The organism is Lysobacter sp. ESA13C, from assembly GCF_019970005.1.
GTDB classification, from domain to species: domain Bacteria; phylum Pseudomonadota; class Gammaproteobacteria; order Xanthomonadales; family Xanthomonadaceae; genus Lysobacter; species Lysobacter antibioticus_B.
The window spans coordinates 1-854 of the sequence record NZ_JAHXYK010000038.1 but is presented as its reverse complement, the minus strand read 5'-3'; the positions used below and the strand labels follow the sequence as shown (position 1 = coordinate 854).

The window sequence follows — 854 nt, the reverse complement described above, 5'->3', positions numbered from 1 at the left end:
TCCGGAAGCCGCGCACCTTCACCTGGAAATCGTTACGACCCAGGAACTCGATCGTACCGTCCGGCAGCCAGCGGCCCAGGTCGCCCGAGCGATACATCCGCGCCTCGGGGACCGCACTGAACGGATCGCGCACGAAGCGCTCCGCCGTCAGCTCCGGCCGATTCAGATAACCCCGCGCAACACCGGCGCCGCCGATGTACAGCTCGCCCGGCACGCCGATCGGCACCGGCTGGCCAAGCCGGTCGACGATGTAGATCTTCGTGTTCGATATCGGCTTGCCGATCACCTGCTTGCGCGGATCAATCTCCCTGACAAGATGAATGGCCGCATTGATGCTGGCCTCGGTTGGGCCATACGCGTTGAATACCCGAAACTCTTCCCGTACGGGCGTAAACAATGTCCCCAGGCTCGGCCAATCGACCGCTTCGCCGCCCGTTATCAGCACACGAATGGCAGAGGCGCTCAGCCCCCCTCCGCACAGGAACTGTAGGAAGCGCGCCGGCAAGTCGGCAATCGTCACCTGGTATGCGCGGCAAAACGCCCAGAATCCCTCTGCGGTGGCAAGACAGGCCACATTGCGCAGTACCAATCCCGCGCCGTTGATCAGGGCGCAGAAAATCTCCTGCGTGGCAACGTCGAACACGAACGGTGCGAACTGCAGCAGTCTGTCGCGCGCGTCTATTCCGTAACGACCGGATAGATCGAGGATCTGATTGGCCAATCCCAAATGCTCCACCATCACGCCCTTGGGCTGGCCGGTGGAGCCGGACGTGTAGATCACGTACGCCAGATGATGCGGCGACAACGTCCCGCGGACCGGATCGTCTGCCGGCGCGTCCTGCCACGGCGCCCGA

Annotated in this window: 1 protein-coding gene; it reads right to left on the bottom strand. The window is 63.3% G+C overall.

Going from position 1 to position 854, the window contains the following annotated elements:
* A partial coding sequence (locus LC490_RS24230; protein ID WP_223621900.1) for an AMP-binding protein occupies positions 1-854 on the bottom strand: 854 nt, incomplete at both ends.